At 71.9% G+C, this 18,720-nt stretch carries 17 protein-coding genes; 7 read left to right on the top strand and 10 right to left on the bottom strand.

Annotation, left to right across the window (positions count from 1 at the left end):
• The first annotated feature begins 1 nt into the window (after position 1).
• Together ACIBH1_RS10650 and ACIBH1_RS10645 are read left to right on the top strand one after the other, a co-directional pair.
• A complete protein-coding gene (locus ACIBH1_RS10650) occupies positions 2–1,054 on the top strand; it encodes an LLM class flavin-dependent oxidoreductase (protein WP_397313431.1) in 1,053 nt (350 codons plus the stop codon).
• A gap of 80 nt (positions 1,055–1,134) precedes the next feature.
• Complete coding sequence (locus tag ACIBH1_RS10645; RefSeq protein WP_397313430.1) at positions 1,135–1,350, top strand: hypothetical protein; 216 nt, start codon at positions 1,135–1,137, stop codon at positions 1,348–1,350.
• 3 nt (positions 1,351–1,353) lie between these two features.
• Here ACIBH1_RS10645 and ACIBH1_RS10640 read toward each other — a convergent pair whose 3' ends face one another.
• The 4 genes from ACIBH1_RS10640 to ACIBH1_RS10625 form a co-directional block, all read right to left on the bottom strand.
• Positions 1,354–1,932, bottom strand: a complete 579-nt coding sequence (locus ACIBH1_RS10640) for an AAA family ATPase (protein ID WP_397313429.1) — start codon at positions 1,930–1,932, stop codon at positions 1,354–1,356.
• 70 nt (positions 1,933–2,002) lie between these two features.
• A complete protein-coding gene (locus ACIBH1_RS10635; protein WP_397313428.1) occupies positions 2,003–3,346 on the bottom strand; it encodes a ricin-type beta-trefoil lectin domain protein in 1,344 nt (447 codons plus the stop codon).
• Positions 3,343–4,512, bottom strand: coding sequence for an alginate lyase family protein (locus ACIBH1_RS10630; RefSeq protein WP_397313427.1), 1,170 nt, complete (start codon positions 4,510–4,512; stop codon positions 3,343–3,345). The genes ACIBH1_RS10635 and ACIBH1_RS10630 overlap by 4 nt, the downstream gene beginning before the upstream one ends.
• 129 nt (positions 4,513–4,641) lie before the next feature.
• Positions 4,642–5,988: an aldehyde dehydrogenase family protein gene (locus ACIBH1_RS10625; RefSeq protein ID WP_397313426.1), complete on the bottom strand. Its 1,347-nt coding sequence runs from the start codon at positions 5,986–5,988 to the stop codon at positions 4,642–4,644.
• Between the two features lie 129 nt (positions 5,989–6,117).
• Here ACIBH1_RS10625 and ACIBH1_RS10620 point away from each other — a divergent pair, with 129 nt between their 5' ends.
• Entirely contained in the window at positions 6,118–6,402 is a 285-nt protein-coding gene (locus ACIBH1_RS10620) for a Fe-S cluster assembly protein HesB (protein WP_397313425.1), read from the top strand.
• Between the two features lie 48 nt (positions 6,403–6,450).
• On the opposite strand, the gene ACIBH1_RS10615 is transcribed toward ACIBH1_RS10620, so the two are convergent.
• Positions 6,451–7,431 (bottom strand): acetylxylan esterase, encoded by a 981-nt coding sequence (locus tag ACIBH1_RS10615; RefSeq protein WP_397313424.1) that lies wholly within the window; start codon positions 7,429–7,431, stop codon positions 6,451–6,453.
• 77 nt (positions 7,432–7,508) lie between these two features.
• Here ACIBH1_RS10615 and ACIBH1_RS10610 point away from each other — a divergent pair, with 77 nt between their 5' ends.
• Entirely contained in the window at positions 7,509–8,675 is a 1,167-nt protein-coding gene (locus tag ACIBH1_RS10610) for an alpha/beta fold hydrolase (protein WP_397313423.1), read from the top strand.
• A gap of 25 nt (positions 8,676–8,700) precedes the next feature.
• The gene (locus tag ACIBH1_RS10605; RefSeq protein WP_397313422.1) at positions 8,701–9,165 is read left to right on the top strand and encodes a MerR family transcriptional regulator; all 465 of its coding nucleotides are present in this window, start codon (positions 8,701–8,703) and stop codon (positions 9,163–9,165) included.
• 43 nt (positions 9,166–9,208) lie between these two features.
• Here the strand turns inward: ACIBH1_RS10605 and ACIBH1_RS10600 are convergent, their stop codons facing one another.
• The gene (locus ACIBH1_RS10600) at positions 9,209–10,294 is read right to left on the bottom strand and encodes a Gfo/Idh/MocA family protein (RefSeq protein WP_397313421.1); all 1,086 of its coding nucleotides are present in this window, start codon (positions 10,292–10,294) and stop codon (positions 9,209–9,211) included.
• Complete coding sequence (locus ACIBH1_RS10595; RefSeq protein WP_397313420.1) at positions 10,291–10,989, bottom strand: sugar phosphate isomerase/epimerase family protein; 699 nt, start codon at positions 10,987–10,989, stop codon at positions 10,291–10,293. Before ACIBH1_RS10595 ends, ACIBH1_RS10600 begins: the two co-directional genes overlap by 4 nt.
• Before the next feature lie 208 nt (positions 10,990–11,197).
• Between ACIBH1_RS10595 and ACIBH1_RS10590 the strand changes: the two genes are divergently transcribed.
• Together ACIBH1_RS10590 and ACIBH1_RS10585 are read left to right on the top strand one after the other, a co-directional pair.
• The gene (locus tag ACIBH1_RS10590) at positions 11,198–13,561 is read left to right on the top strand and encodes a penicillin acylase family protein (RefSeq protein ID WP_397313419.1); all 2,364 of its coding nucleotides are present in this window, start codon (positions 11,198–11,200) and stop codon (positions 13,559–13,561) included.
• Positions 13,562–13,582: 21 nt separating this feature from the next.
• Entirely contained in the window at positions 13,583–15,151 is a 1,569-nt protein-coding gene (locus ACIBH1_RS10585) for a CocE/NonD family hydrolase (RefSeq protein WP_397313418.1), read from the top strand.
• On the opposite strand, the gene ACIBH1_RS10580 is transcribed toward ACIBH1_RS10585, so the two are convergent.
• Genes ACIBH1_RS10580 through ACIBH1_RS10570 form a run of 3 tightly spaced genes read right to left on the bottom strand, consistent with a single transcriptional unit; the run spans position 15,129 to position 18,576 of the window.
• Positions 15,129–15,842, bottom strand: a complete 714-nt coding sequence (locus ACIBH1_RS10580; RefSeq protein WP_397313417.1) for an ABC transporter ATP-binding protein — start codon at positions 15,840–15,842, stop codon at positions 15,129–15,131. The two genes, ACIBH1_RS10585 and ACIBH1_RS10580, sit on opposite strands and share 23 nt — an antisense overlap.
• Entirely contained in the window at positions 15,839–17,614 is a 1,776-nt protein-coding gene (locus ACIBH1_RS10575) for a dipeptide/oligopeptide/nickel ABC transporter permease/ATP-binding protein (RefSeq protein WP_397313416.1), read from the bottom strand. The genes ACIBH1_RS10580 and ACIBH1_RS10575 overlap by 4 nt, the downstream gene beginning before the upstream one ends.
• Positions 17,614–18,576, bottom strand: coding sequence for an ABC transporter permease (locus tag ACIBH1_RS10570; protein ID WP_397313414.1), 963 nt, complete (start codon positions 18,574–18,576; stop codon positions 17,614–17,616). Before ACIBH1_RS10570 ends, ACIBH1_RS10575 begins: the two co-directional genes overlap by 1 nt.
• Positions 18,577–18,720 lie beyond the last annotated feature (144 nt).

Below are 18,720 nucleotides of genomic sequence, written 5' to 3'. Positions count from 1 at the left end.
GATGAAGTTCAGCTACGTGATGCTGCCCGACTATCCGCTCACCGAGTCGATCGAGGCCATCAAGCTCGCCGACGAGCTCGGCTTCCACGCCTGCTACGCCGCGGACGAGACCTGGCACAAGGACCTGTGGCTGCTGTTCGCCGCCGCCTCGCAGCAGACCTCGCGCATCCGCTTCGGCCCCAGCGTCTCCAGCGTGGTGCTGCGCGAGCCCTCGCTGATCGCCCAGGCCGCCGCCACCCTCGACGAGCTGTCGGGCGGCCGCGCCGAGGTGGTGCTCAGCTGCGGCAACTTCGGGCTGCTGGCGCAGTACGGCATCGACTGGACCGTCAGCAAGCCGCTGTCGCGGGTCAAGGAGGCCGCCCACGTCGTGCGCACCCTGCTCGACACCGGCGCGATCACCATGAACGGCGAGTTCTTCACCTACAACGGGCTGTTCACCTTCGCCAGGCCCGTCCAGGAGCGGGTGCCCGTCAAGTTCGGCGCCATGCGCGGGCCCAGGTCCTTCCAGGCGGCGGGCGAGCTGTCCGACGGCGTGCACCACGCGCTCAGCTACACCCGCGAGGCCTACGACTACCTCGTCTCCAACTTCCGCGACGGCGCGTCGCGAGCCGGGAAGGACCCGGCCGCCATGGACATCGGCGCTTGGGTCGTCTTCGCCACCGGGCCAGACTCGGCCGTCGCCAAGGAGGCGGCCAGGAGCATGGTCGGCCTCTACGCCTCCTCCATGCCCGCCGAGCAGCTGGAGCGCAACGGCGTCAACCCCAACACGATGAAGCCCATCGTCGAGGCGCTCGGCGCCGGAGACCTGGCCAAGGCGATCGAGCTGACCACGCCCGAGCTGGGCGAGCGGCTGTCGATCGCGGGCACGCCCGCCGAGTGCGTGGAGAAGATCAAGCGCGAGATCGAGCCCGCGGGGGTCAACCACATGATCCTGGCGATCACCGACGCGACCCTGGTCAAGCAGTTCATGGGACGTGACCTGCCGCAGGTGGCGCCGGTGGAGACGCAGCTGCGGCTGATCCACGACGAGATCATGCCCGCGTTCTCCAGCTGACGGGGGCCGCTCGTTCATCAGAGCTCAAAGTGCCGCGTTTCTCCCAGGGCGCCCTCCGCCGGGGCGCCCAGGATGGCGGCATGACGGTTGTGTGGGGTCCCCACTTCGAGAACGAGGTCCGCGAGCACCTGTCCCAGGTGCTCGCGGCCTACGACGCCGAGATCAGGCAGACCCTCCGCGAGAGCGCGGAGCGGCCGGTGGAGGAGATCGTGCGCAGGCTCGCCGCCGTCACCCGCCGCCACGGCCTGTCGCGCGACCCCGCGGAGCTGCGCAAGCTGGCCGAGCAGTGGGGGTAGAGGTCAGTGTCCTGGCGTGAAGTCGATCGTCTCCACCAGGTCGGCGGCCGGGCGGGTGAGCACGGTGACGCTGGCGGCGGGTTCGAGGTCTCCTGCCCGGACCCGGGCCAGCAGCGCCTCGTGGCGTCGCACGTGACGGGCGAAGGTGGGGCCGGGCACGACCCTGCCGCGTGACCGCTGGCCTTGCTGGGCCTGCTCCTGGTCGACCTGCAGCAGGATCAGGTGCAGGCCGCTTCGCCTGGCCAGCCAGGCGAAGCCGTACAGGACCAGGGGGTGGCCGCCGCGGTTGTGGGCGACGACCGACCGGCCGGCGGACAGGGCGCGGGAGATGCGGCCGACATGGGTGGCCCACACGACGGCGGTGCGGACCTGCTTGGGCGCCCAGGCCAGCCGCCCCGCCCAGGTGAGCCTGGACTGGCCGGAGTCGATGACGCTCACCCGGCCGCGCAGGTGCGGCCGGTCCTCCTGGCCGCTCAGGCCGTACAGGCGTCTGAGCAGCGTGCTCTTGCCCGCGCCCGGCAGGCCGGTGATGATCACCAGCGACCCGGGACGATAGATCAGCTTCTGCGTCCTGACCGGCACGCTCTCCCCCACTCCCCCGACCCCGGGCGAATGGGGAAGGCGTGCCAGTGTACGCCGACCCTCCAGGTGATCAGAATCCCGCGGTCACCCGCGTGAAGTCCCAGTTGGCCTGCGGGACGCCGCTGCAGGTGTCGGTGAGGCCGCCCGCGCACGGACGGTCGCGGTTGACCGACCAGAAGGCCAGCCTGGTCAGGCCCCTGGACCTGGCCCAGTCGCGGATCTGGGTCCAGGTGGCGACGGTGGTCGTCTCTCGCTGGTCGGACAGGCCGTTCATGCCCGAGATGCCCATGCGGGCGTAGGCCTGGGCGTCGCTCCAGCCGTAGGCGCTCTTGAGGGCGTTCTTGAGCCCCTCGGAGGCGCTGACGGTGTTGGCGTAGAGGTTGGAGCCGCCGAAGTTGAACGGCATGATCGTGTAGTTGTCGATCGGCACGGCGAGCTCGCGGGAGCGGTTGATGAGGCGGATCCCGGCGGCGTCGGGGCCGTTGACGCCGGTGCCGAAGGTCACGACGACCTTCACGTTCGGGTTGTTCTGCTTGACGATCTTCAGGCCGTTGAGGATGCGGTCCTGCACCGTGTAGTTGGTGAACTCGTCGCTGTTCTCGATGTCGAAGTCGACCACGGCCGGGCCGACCGCGTTGATGACCTGCTGGACGGCACCGGCGTAGGCCGCCGGCGTGGAGCAGTTGGGCCCGAGCTTGTTGCCCGACCAGCCGCCGAACGACACCTGGACGCTGCCGCCCCTGCCCTTGATCGTGTTGATCGCCTGCTGGTCGGCGCCGCCGGTGAGCGGGCGCGAGCCGTCCCAGCGCGGCGTGCAGCCGCCGCCCGACAGGATGAAGGCCATGGTGAAGGAGCGCACACCGGTGGCGTCCATGACGGTGCCCGGGTTGGGCGGGCTGCCCCAGCCCATGTAGAGGTACGGGGCTCCGGCCATCTTGCCGGTGGGCGGCTCGGGGGTGCCGCCGCCGGGCAGCGTCCACTTCTGGTTGGCGCCGGTGCCGCAGCTCCAGATCTGCAGCGGGGTGCCGTCGGCGGAGCTGACGCCGGTGGCGTCCAGGCACGCGCCGAGGGCCCGGAGCGTGCCGTCGGCGGCGGCGCGCCACTGCTGGGCGGCGGTGCCGTTGCAGTCCCAGATCTGCACCTTGGTGCCGTTGGCGCTGCCGGCGGCGTTGACGTCGAGGCACTTGCCCAGGGCGCGGATCGTGCCGTCGGAGCGCACGTCCCAGCTCTGGGCGGCGGTGCCGTTGCAGGTCCAGAGCTGGACCTGGGTGCCGTTGGCCCTGGCGGCCCCGGCGACGTCGACGCACTTGCCGCCGAATCCGGTGATCTGACCGACGGCGGCCTGGGCGGGGAGCGCGGTCAGGGCGGTGAGGGCGAGCAGGCCGGTGGCGGTGATGACGATGGCGCGCTTCACGGGGCTCCTCCGTGGGTGAGGGTCTCCCAGGCCACGAAGAGCACGTTGGTGCCGGCCGGGCGGCGCTGCTCGGTGAGGGCCTGGGTGTTGGACATCGCGTAACCCATGCGGTTGTGCAGGGCGTTGAAGCCGACCTCGGTGATCGGGCCGAGGCCTCGCTTGAGGCTGCCGCCGCACAACCACGACGGCGGGGCGGTGCCGAGCTCGTACTTGCTGTGCAGGCCGAGGGCGTGCCGCAGCCGGTCGGCGATCTCCGGGTAGAGGTCCTGGCCCTGCAGGCGGGTGGTCTCGGCGAAGTGGGAGACGGCCGACAGGCCGTAGCCGGTGTGCACGAAGTCGCGGCAGGTCTCCTGCGCCAGGCCGTTGACGAAGGTGGTCTGGCCGTGCCAGTAGCCGACGATCTCCGAGCGGGTGTCGAGGCCGCTGCCGGGCACGGTGCGGGGCAGCTCGCCGTCGCTGTCCAGGTAGATGAAGGCCGGCACCCGGTTGCGCCAGCGGGCCACGGCGCGGTCGTAGGCCGAGCGGTCCTCCAGGAAGACCGCTATGCCCAGCGCGGCCTCCATCATCGACAGCTCCCAGTTGCCGTTGCTGTTGGAGCCGTTGATCACCTCGGGCAGGTAGACGGTGCGCAGCATCGTGGAGAAGCGGTCGATGCCCGCCTGGGACCAGCCGGAGTAGGTGTAGCGGATGATCTCGGCGGCGCGCGGCCAGCTCGACGCCGACCAGGCGCTCTGCAGCGGGGCGTTGCTGTTGGTGTGGTCGCGGAGGGTGGCCGACCAGGCGTCCATGTACTGGATGGCCTTGGTGGCGTAGCGGGTGTCCTCGGTGACGTACCAGGCCAGCGCCATGGTGTAGGCGGCCAGGGCGTCCTGGCGCTCGTCGGTGCACCCGTGGTTCGGGTTGGAGTAGGAGCCGCACTCGACGACAGCCCTGGGCTTGGGCGTGCGCGAGAGCGAGGCCAGGTTGTGCGCCATCATCTGGTCGAAGGCGCTCTTCCAGGGCTGAGCGCCGGCTCGGACCCGGGCTCGCATGACGTCGAGCTGGGCACGTCCGAGCAGGACGCCGGGGTGGGTGAACTGGGCGGGTGCGGCCCGCGCCGGCAGTGCCACCGGCAGGGGTGCCAGCAGGCAGGCCAGCAGGGCCGCGATCAGGGGGATGGTTCGCATGTGGTTGCCTTTCGATTCACATATGTGAACAAAGGCCGCAACTGTGAACGGCACCCGTGACGTTACGGTGACCTTTCACCTTGAGTCAACACTTAAATTAAGAAACTTTCCTATCCGACACGGCGGTGATCAGCGGGTTAGACCGATCCACTGACGCTTGGTGAAACCCGCCATCTGGTTCTCCGCGCCGTGCCGGGCGTGGGCGTCGTTGACGTGCACCTCGCCCGCGTGCAGGCGTTCCGCGAGCGCCATCCCGCGCATCAGGTCGGCGGTGAAGACCGAGTTCATGAGCATCGGGTGGCGGTTGGCCAGCTCGATGATCTCCTCCTCCGAGTCGACGACCGTCACCGGCAGCACCGGACCGAAGATCTCCTCGGTGAAGACGGGCATGTCGGGGGTGACGTCGGCCAGCACGGTCGGCCGGTAGAACGGTCCGTCCCAGGTGCCTCCGGTCAGCACCCTGGCGCCCTTGGCGACGGAGGGCTCGACGAGCGCGTGCACCCGGTCGCGCTGGGCGGTGCTGATCAGGGGGCCGAAGTCGCGCCCCGCCTCCATCGCCGCGGCCCGCTCGGTGACTGCCGCCAGGTACCGGTCGGCCACCGGCCGCATGACCAGGTGCCTGCTGGAGCTGATGCACGTCTGGCCCTGGAACTCCAGCGAGGCGATCATCGCGTGGTCGGCCGCCAGGTCGACGTCGGCGTCGTCGAGCACGATGAAGGCGTTGTCGCCGCCCAGCTCCAGCCGGATCGGGCGCAGGTCGGCCGCCGCCGAGGCGGCGATGGCCAGGCCCACCTCCCGCGAACCGGTGAAGTCCAGCAGGTCCAGGCCGCGGTGCTCGGCCAGCGCCCAGCCCGCCTCCGGGCCGTCGCCCGGCAGCACGTTCAGCACGCCGGGCGGCAGGCCCGCGGCGTCGGCGGCCTCGGCGATGACCTGGCCGCCGATGAACGGGGTCAGCTCGGCCGGCTTGAGCACGATCGTGTTGCCGAAGGCCAGACCCGGCGCGACCGCGCGCATGGCGAGGTTGAGCGGGTAGTTCCACGGCGTGATCACGCCGATCACGCCCAGGGGTACGGCACGCGAGAGCGAGACCTTGCCCGCCTTGTACGGCTGCAGGATGTCGCCGGCGGTGCCCATGGCCTGGACCGAGGAGATGTGCAGCTGCTTGATGCCGGTCGACACCTCGTCCTCGGCCTTGCGGCGCAGGCCGCCGGTCTCGCTCATGCTCAGCCGTACGAGCTCCTCGAAGCGGCTCTGCAGATGTTCGGCCATGAGGCGCAGGTAGGCGGCGCGCTCGGGAGCGGCCAGCGCGGCCCAGCCCGGCTGGGCGGCGCGGGCGGCGGCGACCGCCTCGTTCACGTCGGCGGCGCCGGCGGGCGCGTACCGGCCGATCGGCTCGCCGGTGGCCTTGTCGTGCACCGGGCTCCAGCGTTCCGCGGGCCGGAAGACGCCGTTGAGGTAGGGGGAGGCCTCAGCCATGTCTCACTCCATATTTTTAGGCTTTGTGCATTGTTTAAAATAAGTAGTGAAGCGTCAATGGTGATTGAGTCGGTAGAAAACGGGCAGGGCCGGACGGGTCCGAGAATCGAAAGGTGAGGAGGAGCCGACGTGCTCACCCTGACAACCAACGCCGCCCAGGCGATCCGCGATCTGACGGCCACCGCGCCGCAGCCGGAGTCGAGCGGCATCCGCATCTCGGCCAAGGGTCCTGAGGCGGACTCACTGGTCCTGTCGCTCGCGACGGGGCCCGAACCGGCCGACGAGGTGGTGGAGAAGGAGGGCGCCCGCGTCTACCTCGACCAGACCGCCGCGGTGGCCCTGGGGGACAAGGCTCTGGATGCCGGGGAGACCGCCGAGGGCGGGCTCTCCTTCACGGTGACAGAACAGCCATGAGCATGTACGGCGGGCGGGCACGCGCACCGCTCGCCCGCCGTACCCTGATCAGCCCTTGAACAGCCCGGCCAGGTAACGCAGCTGCGCCTCCTTCTGGAAGCCGCTGCCGCCCTCGTGGTTGTTCCACGGGTAGACGTTGATCTCCTTCTCGCCCTGCCAGTGGTTGTAGGCGGCGAAGACCGTCGACGGCGGGCACACGTCGTCCATGAGGCCGACGGAATAGAGCGCGTCGGCCCGGCCGCGGGCGGCGAAGTTGAGCCCGTCGAAGTACGACAGCGTGCGGAAGGTCTGCTCCTCGGCGTCGCGATGGGTCGACAGGAAGCGCACGATCTCCGCGTACGGGTCACGCGGCGTGATCTCGACCGCGCGGCGGAAATGCGTCAGGAACGGCACATCGATGAGGGCCGCCCGCACCTGGTCGGGACGGAGCCCGGCCACGGCCTGGGCGATGCCGCCACCCTGGCTGCCGCCCAGCACCGCGATGCGCGACGGGTCCACCGCCGGGTGGGACCTGACGACGTCGACGGCCCGCACGGCGTCGGTGAAGACGCGGCGGTAGTAGTACTGCTCGGGGTCGAGCACGCCGCGCGTCATCATGCCGAAGGCGTGCACGTGGTCGCCGCCGTGCGGGTCGGGCGTGTGGCCGGGCCGCTCGGTGTTGCCGCCGCCCATGCCGCGGGTTTCCATGATCAGGTAGGCGTAACCCGCCGTCGCCCACAGGATGTTGTCGTGGGCGAAGCCCCGGCCGCCGCTGTAGCCGATGTACTGCACCACGCACGGCAGCGGGCCCTCGGCGCCGCGCGGCAGGACGAACCAGCCGCGGATGCGGTCGCCGCCCCAGCCGGAGAAGGACGCGTCGTAGACCTCCACGTTGGCCAGGGGCACGTCGTAGGGGACGAACTCGGCGGCCAGGTCGTGCTCGGCCGCCTCCGCCAGGGTGCGGGCCCAGAAGCCGTCGAAGTCCGCGGGCTCGTCCCGCTCGGGGCGGTACTCACGCAGACGCTCGAGGGGTAGATCGAAAAGCGGCACTACAACTCCTTTTGTTCGGTAGCTCCCGATATTCCACCAGAAAAGCGATAGCTTCGATCCTCATGGTGAGGCGAGTCGTGCGAGCGCTTTCCGGGCTGGGGGTCCTGCTCCTGGCACCCGTCCTCGGCCTGGCCACCCTCGCCGGGGTCGCCTCGGTCACCGCCAGCCCCACCGTCTACACCGTCGCGGGGCTGGCCGCCTTCTGCGGCGTCTTCCTGCTCGGGCTGCTGCTGTGCGTGCCCCGCCCGGGGCGGCCGGTGCTGCGCACCGTGCGGGCGCTGATCGTGCTGGGCGTCGCGGCATTCGTCGGCTGGCAGGTCAGCGTGGCCGCGCTCAACCCCGCCGACCGCGCCGCCGCGCTGCCCGAACTGGCCGGGCAGCAGACGTGGGAGCTGAAGAGCGGCTCGCGGCTGGCGTACGTGCGGCACGCCCCGGGCAAGCCGCGGCCGGAGCCGGTGATCGTCCTGCACGGGCGCCCCGACCTCGCCGGGCTGTCGCGCACGTTCAGCTCCCTGCGGGCCGACGGGCACGCCGTCTACCTCTACGACCGCCTCGGCACGGGCCGCTCGGCGCGGCTGACCGACCCCTCGGGGTACGGCCTGGCACGGGACGTCGAGGACCTGGAGGAGATCAGGGAGCGGCTCGGCGCCGCGAAGCTGACCCTCGTCGGCCACGCGGAGGGCGCGACCGTCGCCGCCGCCTACGTCACGGCCTTCCCCGGCAGGGTGGCCAGGCTCGTGCTGTCCTCCCCCGAACCCCTCGGCACCCGCCCCGCCATGTTCGCCCACCTCGACGGCGCGCAGAGCGGGCGGCTGGCGTTGTCGATGCTGCATCCCCGCTCTCTGGCCATCGACGTGCTCGCCAGCGTCGACCCCGGCGCCGTGCGCACCTTCGCCGACGACGCCGAACTCGACGCCCGGCTGGACACGCGCCACCGGCTGACCGCGCCCGCGCTGCACTGCCCCGGCGCGCCCGCGCCCAGCACCCCGGGGGGCGGCGGCTACGCCGACCTGCTCGACCGCCCCGCTCCACGGCTGCGCGCCGCGGACGTGCCGGAGTCGTCGGCGCTGCCGGTGCTGCCGGTGCTGATCGTGCGCGGCTCGTGCGACCAGGCGCTGACACCGGGCGAGTACCTCGCCGCCTTCCCCGGGGCCCAGGTGGTCACCGTGCCGTCGGCCGGGAGCGCGGTGCACGAGGACCGGCCGCAGGAGTACATCCAGGCACTGCGCGGCTTCCTCTCATGACGACGCGTGACGTCAAATGGAAGACATGGACCTGATTCCCATCGGTGAGGCCGCGCGGCGGCTGGAGATCAGCGCCTCCGCGTTGCGCTACTACGACGAGCTCGGGCTCGTGCCGCCCGCCGCGCGGGCGGGCGGCAGGCGCATGTACGGCAGGCGGGAGCTTCGCCGGGTCGCCTTCCTGCGGATCGCGCAGCGGCTGGGGCTCTCGCTCGACACGGCGGGGGCGGTGCTCGACGGCCCGGCGCCGCGCTGGCGCTCGTCGATCGACGAGCAGATCGGGCAGCTGGACCAGCTCGTCGCGCGGGCCGCGCAGGCGCGGGAGTTCCTGGTGCACGCCCGCGACTGCCCGGCCGAGCACCCGGCGCGGGACTGCCCGACGATGACGGGCGCGCTGGACGCCCTCGTCGACGGCGTCACCACGGTCGATCGCCTGGCGGGAAAGGCGACGGCACCGACGGGACTGTCAGGGCTGCCGGGGAGCTCCCGCTGACCCATCGCCGGGCGGGTGGTCGTCGCCCCCGCCCGGCGGTGTGTCATGCGGAGGCGGGGTCCCAGTCCTCCGGCAGCGGCGGGGGCTGCTCGAAGGTCGAGGTGATCGGGACGAATTGTCCCTGCTCCGCCGACTCGACGATGGCGCACATCACGTCCACCACGTGCAGAGCCAGCTCGCCCGAGGCGCGGTGCGGCCGGCCGGCGGCGATGGCGCGCGCCATCTCCACCACGCCGATCCCGCGCCCCACCGTCGTCCCGTCGACCGGCAGCTCCATCCAGTCCCCCTCCCCCAGCCTGCGCAGCCGCAGCGGCCCGGCGAAGGTGTTGGGGTCGGGAGCGGCCAGCGTCGCCTCGGTCCCGGTGATCTCGATGAAGCCGTGCCGGGGCAGCGGCGAGTCGAAGCTGAACACCGCGGTGGCGTTCTGACCGGAGGCGAACTCCAGCAGCGCGCTGACGTGGGTGAACACCTCGACGTCGAACTCGGTCCCGGCCAGCGGCCCGGAGCCGACCCTGCGCCGGGTGTGGGCGCGCGAGCCGTTGGCGGCGACCCGCGTGACCGGCCCGAACAGGACGGCGAGCGCGGTGAGGTAGTACGGGCCCATGTCGAACAGCGGCCCGGCGCCCCGCTGGTAGAAGAAGGCGGGGCTGGGGTGCCACGCCTCGGGTCCCGGTCCCTGCAGCAGGGTGAGGGCGGAGCCTGGCACGCCGATCTGCCCGCCGCTCACCGCGCGCAGGGCGCTCTGCAGCCCCGCGCCGAGGAAGGTGTCGGGGGCGCAGCCGACCCGCACTCCCAGCTTGTCGGCCTCCTCCAGCAGCGCCCTGCCGGCCTCGGGGTCGAGCGCGAGGGGCTTTTCCACGTAGACGTGCTTTCCCGCGCGCACCGCGGTGAGCGAGACCTCGACGTGGGCGGCGGGAACGGTGAGGTTGACGACCAGCTCCACGTCGGGGTGGTTGATCACCTCCGAGGCCTCGCCCCACACGGGCACGCCGTACTGCTCGGCGGTCTCGCGGGCACGTTCCACGTCGAGGTCGGCCACGCCGACGACCTTCACCTCGGGGAAGGTCTGGAAGTTGCGCAGGTAGGCGTGGCTGATGTTGCCGCACCCGATGATGCCGACGCCGATCAAGCCTCCACCTCCCGCAGGTAGGCGATCGAACGGGAGACCGCGTCCCACATGTCGCCGTCGAAGCGGTCGAGCTCGACGATGCGCTGGGCGTGCGGCACGGCGGCCAGGATGTCCTTGATCGGCAGCACGCCGTCACCCACGGCCGTCATGGCGTCGGTGGTGTTGGCGGGGCCGTCCTTGACGTGCAGGAAGCGCACCCGCTCGCCCAGGCCGCGCAGCAGCTCCGGCACGTCGGCGCCGCCCACGTGCGCCCAGTAGACGTCCACCTCCAGGAAGACCGAGGGGTCGAGCGCGTCCAGGAAGGCGTCCCACTGGGCCAGCTCCCAGTTGTGGTTGTGGTAGCCGACCCGCAGCCCGTGCTCCGCGCCCCAGGCGGCGGCCTCGTTGACGGCCTCGGCGCTCTTGCGTGCGGCGCCGGCGTCGGCGAAGTCGTCCGGGGGCAGGAAGGGCACGATGACCGTGTCGAGTCCGAGCACCCCGGCCGCCTCCGCCACCTCCTGACGCCGCTCGCCGATGATCGGCACGTGCGCGGAGCGCACCTGCAGCCCGGTCTCCTGGAGCAGCGAGCGCAGGCCGGCGGTGTCGGTCAGGATGTCGAAGGGCTCGACGGCGGCGTATCCGAGTCCGGCGAGACGATGGAGGGTGTCACTGAGGGATGACTGGTCACGAAGGGTATAAAGCTGGACGGCATACATACCACCCGACTCTACGGACATCCCACCCGATCAAGGAAGATTCGGCCGTGAGTCGAAACTATCGGACGTCGAGTGCCTCGCCCGTGATCGCGGCGAAGGCTCACCCTGCGCGACCGGCGCCGGGAGTGGGGTTTCGGCACCAACGGCCCGGCGTCGCTTGGGCGGTTTCGACGATGGCGGGCCGGGAGGCCGAGCTCAGACTCGAATGATGATCAAACGTCTGTTATGCCTGCTCCCTCTGCTCAGCGGTGCCGTCGCGGTGCAGTCCACGCCCGCCTACAGCGCCACGATCCGCTACACCGAGTACGGCGTCCCGCACATCACCGCGGGCACGTACGGCGATCTGGGCTTCGGCCAGGGATACGCGATGGCCAAGGACAACCTGTGCACCCTCGCCAACGGCTACGTGACCGTGCGCGGCGAGCGGTCGTTGTTCTTCGGCAAGGACGGCAAGGCCTTCGGCGTGGACGCGGAACCGCTGCGCGTGCCGGGCGACGACGTCTACTCCACCGCCGACGTCAACCTCGACAGCGACGTCTACTTCCGCAGCGTCTCCCCCGCCCTCGACGGCCTGCTCGCCAAGCCGTACCCGCAGGGACCCAGGACGGAGATCTTCGAGATCCTGCGCGGCTACGTGGCCGGCTACAACAGGGCGGTAGGCGAGGGCACGACCGACACCCGCTGCGCGGGCAAGCCGTGGCTGCGGCCGATCAGCGAGCACGACGCGTGGTTGTTCGTCTACGCGCGCATGCTGTACGGCGGGCTGGGCCAGGCGGCGGCGGGCATCGCCCAGGCCGACCTGACGCGGGGCACGGGCACGGCGCCGACGCCCGCCGAGGTCGCCGCCTGGGCCGCGCGGTTCCAGAGCGAGCGGCAGATCGGCAGCAACGCGGTCGCCGTGGGAGGCGAGCGCTCGGCCGGCGGCAGGGGCCTGCTGCTGGGCAACCCGCACTTCCCGTGGCACGACGGCCTGCGCTTCTGGCAGTCGCAGCTGACCCTGCCCGGAAGGCTGAACGTGTCGGGAGGGTCGCTGCTGGGGTTGCCGGGCGTGCAGATCGGCTTCAACGAGAGGGTCGCCTGGAGCCACACGGTCTCGGCCAGCTACCCGTTCGTGATCTACGACCTGAAGACGATCCCGGGCTCCCCCACCTCCTACCTGGTCGACGGCCAGGTGGAGCAGATGACCAGCCGTGACATCGTCGTGCCCACCTCCACGGGCACCGTGACGCGCAAGGTCTGGTCCACCCGCTACGGCCCGGTCACCACGAAGATCACCTCCCTGCCGACGCCGTGGGCGGGCCTGCTCGCCTTCACGATCGCCGACGCGAACGTGACGAACCTGCGCGCCGCCAACGCCTGGTTCGACATGGACCACGCGGGCAGCGTCGCCGAGCTGGACCAGGCGCTGCGCCGCAACCAGGGCATCCCGTGGGTCAACACCATCGCCGCCGACGCGGCGGGCAACGCCTACTTCTCCGACATCCAGGTCGTGCAGAACATCTCCGACGCCCAGCTCGACGAGTGCGTCACCGTGCTCGGGCAACTGGCGAGCACCCTCAGCTACGTGGCGATCCTGGACGGCACGCGCACGCTCTGCCAGCCGGGCACCGATCCCGACGCGATCGTGCCGGGCGTCTTCGGCCCCGCCAACCAGCCGGCCATCACCAACCGCACCTGGGTCGCCAACTCCAACGACAGCCCGTGGCTGCTGAACGACACCACCCGCCTGACCGCCTATCCCCGCCACCAGGTCAGGACCGGCGTTCAGCAGGACCTGCGCACCCGCTACGGCCTGACCGCCATCCCGGCCCTCGGCACCGGGCTGACCAGGGCCTCGATGGAGCAGCTGGTCTTCACCAACCGCTTCCACGCCTGGGAGCTGGTCAGGGCCGACGTGCTGGAGTTGTGCCGCACGATGCCGCTCGGCCACGCGCCCTCGCGGGTGGGGCCGATCGCGGTGGCGAACTCCTGCGACGTGCTGGAGGCCTGGGACGGGCGGCTGGAGACGGGCAGCCGGGGCGCGGTGCTGTTCTCCCGCTTCTGGGAGCACATGACCGTCGGCGCGAGCCTGCCCGAGCAGCTGACCAAGAACCCGTGGGCCACGCCCTTCTCCGCCGCCGACCCGGTCGCCACGCCGCGCGGGGTGTCGATCAACCTCGGCCACCAGATCGACTTCGGCAACGCCCTGGCCGACCTGCGCGAGGCGGGCATCGCCTACGACGCGCCGTGGGGCGAGCACCACTACGTCACGCGCGGCGGCACCCGCATCCCGATCCACGGGGGCGGCGGCCACAACGGCGGCGTCTACAACGTCACGATCGCCGACTGGCAGGGCGGCTACAAGGAGATGAACCACGGCTCCAGCTACCTGCAGGCGGTCGCGTTCGACGGCGACGGCTGCCCGGACGCTCGGGGCTTCCTGACCTACTCGCAGTCGGAGAACCCGAACTCGCCCCACCACGCCGACCAGACCAGGGAGTTCTCGGCCAAGCGGTGGATCACCCAGCGGTTCTGCGAGGCCGACATCCTGGCATCGCCCGCTTTGCGCACGATCACGGTTACGTCGCCTTGATATAAGGGGATACTTGCGCACATGATCGGGCGACTTATCGACAGGCTCATGGGCCTGCCCCAGGCACGGACGAACGCGGTCACGGTCACCAGGAATCTGCGCGTGCCGATGCCCGACGGCACGGTCCTGCTGGCCGACCGCTACCGCCCGCAAGGGGTCGCGGGGCCGCTGCCGGTGGTGCTGATCCGCACGCCGTACGGCAGGGCCAACCTGGAATCACGGCTGCTCGGCGGCGCGCTGTCGCGTCAGGGCTTCCAGGTCGTGGCGCAGAGCGTGCGCGGCACGTTCGGCTCGGGCGGCACCTTCATGCCCTTCGCCCAGGAACGCGCCGACGGCCTGGCGACGGCCGCGTGGCTGCGCGCCCAGCCCTGGTGCGACGGGCGCCTGGCCACGGCGGGCAACAGCTACGGCGGCTACACCCAGTGGGCCTTCGGCCCCTACCTGGAGCGGCCCCTGTCGGCGATGTGCCTGGGCATCACCGCCTCCGGCCTGGTCAACACCTTCTATCCGGGCGGCACCCTGGCCCTGCACAACCTGCTCGGCTGGTCGTCGCTGATCACCGTGCAGGAGTCGGCGCCGCTCGGCGCCCCGATCAGCCCGCTCTACCACCGCAAGGTCGAGCGGGCCAAGCGCCACCTGCCGCTGGCCACCGCCGACCTGGCGGCGGTCGGCAGGCCGTCGGCCTTCTTCCGCGACGTCGTGGACCACGACAGGGCGTTCTGGGCCGAGAGCGACCACAGCCCCGCCGCGGCCGGGCTGACCACGCCGGCCAGCATGGTCAGCGGCTGGTACGACATCTTCCTGCCCGAGACGATCGCCGACTTCGCCGCCGGGCGGAACACCCGCATCACCATCGGCCCCTGGGGCCACGACGCGGGCGCCATCCGGGCGGGCCTGGTCGACGCCGTCTCCTGGCTGCGCGCCCACCTCATGGACGACGGCGCCCAGCTCCGCCGCGCCCCGGTCCGGCTGCACCTGCAGAACGCCCGGCAGTGGCTCGACTTCGACAGCTGGCCGCCGCCCGCAACCCCGACGACCCTGCACCTGAGTCCGCGCGGCGGGCTCGGCTGGGAGGCGCCCGTCGAGCCGGGTCACGACACGTTCGTCTACGACCCCTCCGACCCCACCCCGACCGTCGGCGGGCCGCTGCTCGGCGGCAAGGGCGGCCAGCGCGACCAGCGCGAGCTGGAGCGCCGCCGCGACGTGCTCGTCTACACCTCCGCCCCGCTCACCCGCGACCTCGACCTGGTCGGCCCGGTCACCGCGCGCGTCGCCGTGCGCACCGACACCGGGTTCGGCGACCTGTTCGTCCGGCTGTGCGACGTCGACCAGGCGGGCCTGTCGCGCAACGTCACCGACGGCGTGCTCCGCCTGTCCCCGGGCGACGACGAGGTCACGGTCGAGCTGTTCCCCACCGGCTACCGCTTCCTGCGCGGCCACCGGCTGCGCGTGCAGGTCTCCGGCGGCTCCTTCCCGCGCTTCGGCCGCAACCACGGCACCGGCGAGCCGGTCGCCTCGGCCGTGGCCGGCAAGCGGGTCTCCTACGAGATCGGCCACACCTCGGCGCTCACGCTCCCGGTGCTGACCTGAGCGTCGGCACCGCCGCCAGCAGGGTGCGGGTGTAGGGGTCGGCGGGCTCGGAGAGCACCTGTTCCACCGGGCCGCTCTCGACGATCCGGCCCGCCCGCATCACCGCCACGTGGTCGCTCACGTAGCGGACCACGGCCAGGTTGTGGGAGATGAACAACATCGTCAGGCCGAGCTCGCGCTGGATCTCGCGGACCAGGTTGAGCACGAGCCCCTGCACCGAGACGTCGAGCGCCGAGGTGATCTCGTCGGCGATCACCACCTCGGGGCGGGCGGCCAGCGCGCGGGCCAGGGCCACGCGCTGGCGCTGGCCGCCGGACAGGTGGCGCGGCAGCCGTACGGCCAGCTCCGGGTCCAGGCCGACGAGGTCGAGCAGGCGGGCGACCTCGCCGGAGAGCGTACGGCGGGGCAGGGCCTCGGCGACGGCGGCGCCCACGGTCATCCGGGGATCGAGCGAGGAGTAGGGATCCTGGAAGACGAGCTGGACGCGGCTGCGCGGGTGGATGGCGCCGCTCGACAGCGGCACCAGGCCGACGGCGGCGCGGGCCAGCGTGGTCTTGCCGCAGCCCGACTCACCGACCAGGCCGGTGACGCCGCCCGAGGGCACGGTCAGGGTGACGTCGTCGACCACGGTGACCGCCCTGCGGCCCCGGCCGAGCCGTACCGAGACGCCGTCGAACTCCAGGGCCGTCATCCGGTCTCCTTGATGTGCTCCGAGCTGTGACCTGCGGTGTGCGGGTGCCAGCAGGCGACGGCGCCGTCGAAGGCGGGCATCTCGGCGTGGCAGCGGGAGTCGGCGCGGGGGCAGCGCGGCGCGAAGGGGCAGCCGCCGGTGACGTCCAGCGGGGAGGGCATGCGCCCGGGGATGGTGGCCAGCGGCCGCGAGCGGTCGGCGGTCAGGTCGGGCACGGCGGCCAGCAGCGCCCGCGTGTACGGGTGCGCGGGGCCCGCCGCTCCGGGGTCCTGCGACGATCCGGCCAGCAGGCGCGAGACGGGCAGGTCCTCGACGATCACGCCCGCGTACATGACCAGCACGCGCGAGCAGAGCTGCGCGACCACGGCCAGGTCGTGCGAGACGAGCACGATCGCGGCGCCGGTCGTGGTGCTGACCTCGCGCAGCAGGTCGAGGATCTGCTTCTGGACGGTCACGTCGAGCGCGGTGGTGGGCTCGTCGGCGATGATCAGCCGGGGCGTGCCCATCAGGCCCATGGCGATCATCGCGCGCTGGCGCATGCCGCCCGACAGCTCGTGCGGATACTGGCGGATGACGCGGGCGGCCTCGGCGATGTGCACGTCGGTGAGGCGGGTGACGGCCAGCGACCGGGCGGCGCGGCGCGAGAGTCCCTCGTGGGTCGTGGCAACCTCGGCGAGCTGGGTGGCGATGCGCAGCGCCGGGTTGAGCGAGGTCATCGGGTCCTGGAAGACCATGGCGGTCTCGGCGGCCTCGATGGCGCCGGTGACCTGGCCGGGCGGCTCGACCAGGCCGGAGACGGCCAGGGCGGTGAGGCTCTTGCCGGAGCCGGACTCGCCGACGATGCCGACCCGCTCGCCGGGGGCGACCTCGAAGGAGACGCCCTTGACCGGGACCGCGTCGCCGTACCTGACCGTCAGGTCGCGCACCCGCAGGGCGGGGCCCGGGGCGGGCCGGGAGGAGCGGCCGCGGGTGCGCAGCACGCGGGATCTGCCGCCGAAGGCCTGGGCGGCGTACTCCCCCATCACGTTGAAGGCCAGGCCCGCGAGCACCACGGCCAGGCCGGGGCCGAGCGCGGCGGCGGGGTTGATGTAGACGCGGTTGAGCCCCTCGTTGAGCAGCACGCCCCAGTCGTAGTCGGGGGACTGCACGCCCAGGCCCAGGAACGACAGGGCGGCGAAGGCCAGCAGCGCGCCGCCCGCGCCGAGGGTGGCCTGCACGACCAGCGGCTCGGCGATGTTGGGCAGGATGTGCCGGTAGAGCATCTTGATCCGGCCCACGCCCAGGACCCGGGCGGCGGCGATGAAGTCGCGGCCGGCGACCGAGGCGGCCAGGGTCTGCGTCAGGCGGGCGAAGCTCGGGATCGACGCCACGCCGATCGCCAGCGCGGCCGCGGTGCCCCCGCTGCCGAAGACGACGGCGAGCACGAGCGCGATCAGCAGGCCGGGGAAGGCGACGACGAGGCCGACGAAGCCGTTGATCAGCCGCCCGGCGCGAGGCCCCAGCACGGCGGGCAGGCCGCCGAGGACGAGCCCGCCGGCGACGGCGACGGCCGTCGTCAGCAGGGCCAGGCCGACGGTCAGCCGGGAGGCGACCATGATGCGGGCCAGCACGTCGCGGCCCAGCCCGTCGGTGCCCATCGGATGGGCGGCCGAGGCGCCCTGGGCGAGCGCGGCGGTGTCGATGGCCAGGGCGTCGTCGCCCCAGATGACCGGCCCCAGGACCGTCAGGAAGAGCAAAAACAGCAGCGACAGCAGCGCGGCGATGCGCAACATCACGACTCCCCGATCACCGAGCGCGGGTCCAGCCGTCCCAGCAGCAGGTCCACCCCGAAGTTCACCAGCAGCACGGCGCTGCCGTAGATCAGCACGACGCCCTGGACCACCGGGAAGTCCTTGGCCCTGATCGCCTCGACCAGGGCGGTGCCCAGGCCCGGCCAGGCGAAGACGTTCTCGACGAGCACGCTTCCCGCGACCAGCCCCGACACCAGCAGGCCGCCGATCGTCAGCGCGGAGGTGAGCAGGTTGGGCAGGGCGTGGCGCAGGTGGACCACGCGGGCGGGCAGGCGTTTGGCGCGTGCCGTGCGGACGTAGTCGGACGCCAGCACCTGCAGCCCCTCGACCCGGACGATGCGGGCCAGCGCGGCGGCCGGGCCGATCGCCAGGGCCAGCGCGGGCAGGATGTAGAACTCGGGGCCCATGCTGCCGGTCACGTCGGCCACCGGCAGCCATTCCAGGCCCATCGCGAACAGGGCGACCAAGCAGACGGCCAGCAGGAACTCCGGCACGACCGCCAGGAAACCCGCGACGCCGGTGAACAGCAGCTCGCTCACCCGGCCGCGCCCGCCACGTGTGACGGCGGCCATGGCCATGCCGACCGGCACCGCGACGAGCATGACCACCGCCAGCGCGACGGCGGCCAGCAGGCTCGTGTACGGCAGGCGGTCGGCGATCGTCTGGGCGACGGGCAGGCCCGAGGTCATGGAGGTGCCGAGCTCGCCGGAGAACAGGCCCGCCAGGTAGCGGACGTACTGCTGCCACACGGGCAGGTCGAGGCCGAGTTCGTGGGTCTTGGCCGCGACCAGTTCCGGCGAGGCGGTCGCGCCCAGGGCGGCGCGCACGGGGTCGCCGGGGATGGCGTGGACCATGGCGAAGGTGGCGGTGACGAGAAGGGCCATGCTGACGAGGAAGCGGGTGGCACGGCGGAGCAGGTAGTGGGCCCAGGGATGGCGGGGCATGTCGGGCATCTAACCAGTTGTGGCGATAAATCGGCATCGTTCACTTGACCCAGTCGGGGCGGTGCGGCCTGTCGGCTTCGACGAGGAGTTGTCGAGAAATACCGCGATATTTCGTTGCTTTGGCGGATCTCACGATGCAGAGGA

Origin of the sequence: Nonomuraea sp. NPDC050663, from assembly GCF_044456985.1 — a bacterium.
Classification (GTDB): Bacteria; Actinomycetota; Actinomycetes; order Streptosporangiales; family Streptosporangiaceae; genus Nonomuraea.
The sequence above is the reverse complement of the archived record's forward strand: the minus strand, read 5'-3'. Positions and strand labels throughout refer to the sequence as shown.

What these genes read in the sequence shown, in the direction of transcription:
- ACIBH1_RS10650 (WP_397313431.1), top strand. Translation starts at nt 2, where the DNA reads ATGAAGTTCAGCTACGTGATGCTGCCCGACTATCCGCTCACCGAGTCG.
- ACIBH1_RS10645 (WP_397313430.1), top strand. Translation starts at nt 1,135, where the DNA reads ATGACGGTTGTGTGGGGTCCCCACTTCGAGAACGAGGTCCGCGAGCAC.
- ACIBH1_RS10630 (WP_397313427.1), bottom strand. Translation starts at nt 4,512, where the DNA reads ATGCGAACCATCCCCCTGATCGCGGCCCTGCTGGCCTGCCTGCTGGCA.
- ACIBH1_RS10625 (WP_397313426.1), bottom strand. Translation starts at nt 5,988, where the DNA reads ATGGCTGAGGCCTCCCCCTACCTCAACGGCGTCTTCCGGCCCGCGGAA.
- ACIBH1_RS10605 (WP_397313422.1), top strand. Translation starts at nt 8,701, where the DNA reads ATGGACCTGATTCCCATCGGTGAGGCCGCGCGGCGGCTGGAGATCAGC.
- ACIBH1_RS10595 (WP_397313420.1), bottom strand. Translation starts at nt 10,989, where the DNA reads ATGTATGCCGTCCAGCTTTATACCCTTCGTGACCAGTCATCCCTCAGT.
- ACIBH1_RS10590 (WP_397313419.1), top strand. Translation starts at nt 11,198, where the DNA reads ATGATCAAACGTCTGTTATGCCTGCTCCCTCTGCTCAGCGGTGCCGTC.
- ACIBH1_RS10585 (WP_397313418.1), top strand. Translation starts at nt 13,583, where the DNA reads ATGATCGGGCGACTTATCGACAGGCTCATGGGCCTGCCCCAGGCACGG.
- ACIBH1_RS10580 (WP_397313417.1), bottom strand. Translation starts at nt 15,842, where the DNA reads ATGACGGCCCTGGAGTTCGACGGCGTCTCGGTACGGCTCGGCCGGGGC.
- ACIBH1_RS10575 (WP_397313416.1), bottom strand. Translation starts at nt 17,614, where the DNA reads ATGTTGCGCATCGCCGCGCTGCTGTCGCTGCTGTTTTTGCTCTTCCTG.
- ACIBH1_RS10570 (WP_397313414.1), bottom strand. Translation starts at nt 18,576, where the DNA reads ATGCCCCGCCATCCCTGGGCCCACTACCTGCTCCGCCGTGCCACCCGC.